Source organism: Ruminococcus sp. AM31-15AC (genome assembly GCF_003462045.1).
GTDB classification, from domain to species: domain Bacteria; phylum Bacillota; class Clostridia; order Oscillospirales; family Ruminococcaceae; genus Hominimerdicola; species Hominimerdicola aceti.
Genome location: NZ_QTYG01000095.1, coordinates 1 through 3,045 on the forward strand (window position 1 = coordinate 1; position 3,045 = coordinate 3,045).

General features: G+C 35.2%; 2 protein-coding genes. One reads left to right on the top strand and one right to left on the bottom strand.

Annotated features, from left to right (window positions below; all coding sequences use genetic code 11):
- Positions 1–517 precede the first annotated feature (517 nt).
- Positions 518–1,612 carry a tyrosine-type recombinase/integrase gene (locus tag DW793_RS13915; protein WP_117876730.1) on the top strand — a complete coding sequence of 365 codons (1,095 nt, stop codon included), beginning with the start codon at positions 518–520 and terminating at the stop codon, positions 1,610–1,612.
- A gap of 522 nt (positions 1,613–2,134) precedes the next feature.
- Here DW793_RS13915 and DW793_RS13925 read toward each other — a convergent pair.
- A partial coding sequence (locus DW793_RS13925) for a hypothetical protein (RefSeq protein ID WP_181988393.1) occupies positions 2,135–3,045 on the bottom strand: 911 nt, incomplete at its 5' end.

Consider the following 3,045-nt stretch of genomic DNA (forward strand, 5'->3'; position numbering starts at 1 on the left):
GACTCTTTTTTTATAAAAAAATTTGAAGCGCACATTTGTCGATAAAAAATGTGTGCTTTTTTGTTTCCTAAAAAGTGGTTTATGTTTTGAAATACATTATAAAAAATCAGTAAATTTAATGATTATATAAGAATACTGATCTTTTTAATGAGGTAAAAAACATCTGTAGAACTTAAAAATATTGCCAAAAGAAACGCATATTTCTTCCAGCATATGCGGGCGAGGGCTTCCGCCGCAACGAAGCCAAGTGGATCGGTTCACTTTAAAGATCGAATGGGATGCGTTCCCATATGGAAAACGCAAGCGCGACTTCCGCTGCAAAGAAGTCAGGTGGTTCAACACATTACAAACGTTGAGTTGGACACAGCCTCCATTGTGCTAAGGCTGAAAGGCACTTAAAAAAGGTGTCAGTTATTGATATCTTGCTTCATTTGAACTGGGAACAATCCTAGTTTTGGCACTTTGAGCCACTTAACAAGTGCTTTTAATTTTACTAAAAAATAAAGGAGTTATTACTATGAATAAAACTAATAAAATCACAGTTTGTGTAGAGGGAAAAAATATAAAAGTAGAAGTAGGTACGTACACGTTGAGGACACTTATAATCAAGAAACTCAATGGAATGGCTGCTTTCAAGGAAAGCAAACATCAGTACAAGATTTGGACAATTTCAAAACGAAAAAATGTTAGGGAGAAACTTGCATTGGAGGGAAAATCAAAAGAAGAGATCAATGACATCTGCAACCGTATCAATTGCTTCAAGTGGAAGATTTTCGCAAAAAGGACCAAAATAGACTACATTGAAGGCAATATTCAGTTTTGTCACTTTCTTGCGAAAAAATATTACACTTCATATCTAACTTTAAAAGAAGCCGAAAAGCATATCCAAGAATTCGTCGATGATTTAAAGGAAAGAAACAGGAGCAGCAACACTATTCATGATTACTTGGCTTCTGTTTGTAAAACTTTCGGAAAATACATGGGTGATTATGAACACCCAATTCGCCACGGGGTTTGTCTTAAAGTCGAGCCAATGAAGTATAATACTAAATTGGGAGAAAAAGCTCGTGATTTAGGGTTACTAACTGGTTTAAGGCGCAACGAGCTTGCTCAGTTGAAAATCAAAGATATAAAATTCATTGATTGCGAAACTGTCCACATTTTTAGTATTGGAAAGGGTGGCAAGCATAATCGTACTGTATTGAAAGGAATTGTTGCAGTGGAAAAGCTAAAAGAATACATTAGAGAAGCAGAGGAGAAAGGTAGTGATTTTTTGTTAACAAAGGCCGAAGCACGAGTTCCAGATGCACTTCATTACTGTCGAGCAATATGTGCACAGAATACCTATTACGCAGTTTTAAAAGAAATGGAAAATGATCCTGCGAAGCGTGCAGAATACGTTCAGAAAATCAAGAACGAGTTTAAACGTTGCAAGAGAAAGCTCAAGGAGGATCTTAACAAACCTTATCGACTTAGAGGATATAACCGAGAAGCAGCATTGTCTATCGGCAAGCCAATTGTTTATGATCGTGTCGCAGCGATGTATGTTAGTCTATTCATACTCCACCACTTCCGCACAGATACCACCATTCTACATTACTTGGTAAAATAATATATTTTATGTGCAAAAAGCAAAGCCTGTTCATCACGGGCTTTGCTTTTTTTGTACATAAACGTGCCAAAATCCAAATACTACTTATCTGCCGTCTAGAACGCTCCACCGCCTCTGTAAGATATGTATTCTCAGCGTACCTGTCTAGTCTGGCGTTTTGTTCGGCTACTTTTCCCATCCATTGAATGAAAGTGATAATGGTTGAGATCAAATTTATCCCGTTATTGATGAACGCAAAATTCTGAACCATTTATCCGAATCAGTCGGATAATCATTACAACCTTTCTTTGAAATAACGCCGATATTCCAGTATGTAATAAAACAGATAAATAGCATACTGATTGCCGATACGACAACTGCTTCAATAACTAGAAACGGGGTCGAATAAGTTTCCATACTTCTTGACAGAATCGCCAAGATAATGTTCTGCAAAAGTCTTACGAAAATTCCAAGTAGAATTATATCTAGTATAAATCTCCATAGAAATGATTTTGTGAATTGGGTCATTGTTTTTCCTCCTTATTATTTAACCGTGTATTCAATCGTGTTACTAATGGGAGTATATTCTCCTGTTGTTTCATTGTATCCGAAAGCAAGTATTATTTCATAATTTCCATACTTTCTATTACTTTTTAAGAAAGTCAGTTTATTAATCCACTCTTTCTTTGAGAAGTCCCAATTTCCATAAAATTCTCCATCTCTTTTTACATACAGACTGATGCTACGATCAAGAGGAACAACCCCAATATCTTCTTTATCATCATAATAAGGTATATGCGGACGATTAATAAATACTGTTCCTTTTTCATCTACTTCAAGAGTTATTTCTATATCCATGTCAAGCAATTCATTTAATAACTCCGTAATTTCATTTTGCTCTTTTTTTTCGGCTTCTTCTGTAGCGTCATATTCTCCTACAATATTTAAACTACTTATCGTCATCGTATTAGGATAATAAGTTACGTCATAAAACGCCGAGAAATCAATCTTTGATTTGTCACCGGGAGAAATCATAAGTTTTGTATAACGATCGTTATCGTCAACGGCATCAATATACACAGCATTTCTTCCTTGGTTTTCAAAGTATAAGTACGACATAGTATCGAAGTGTACATCTTTAAGCGTTTCAGTATCTGAAAACATATCCTTTGCAGAGTTCACCATCATTACATAATCACTTTTTATTGCTTTAATGTCGTCCGAATAAGAACTAATACCGTAAACCGAAAAATAATTTTCAAAACCTCCTATAAAAACAAGAAGAAACAACACTATCTGAATTACATACATAAAGCATCTAAGTACAAGTCTATTACTTTTGGTTGGTATAAACCTTGTAACAACAAGCGATATACCAAAGTACACTCCGCCGATCATGGCAAGCGTACCAAGCATATAAAACAATGTACAGAAAAACAGTTTAATAGGTGTAT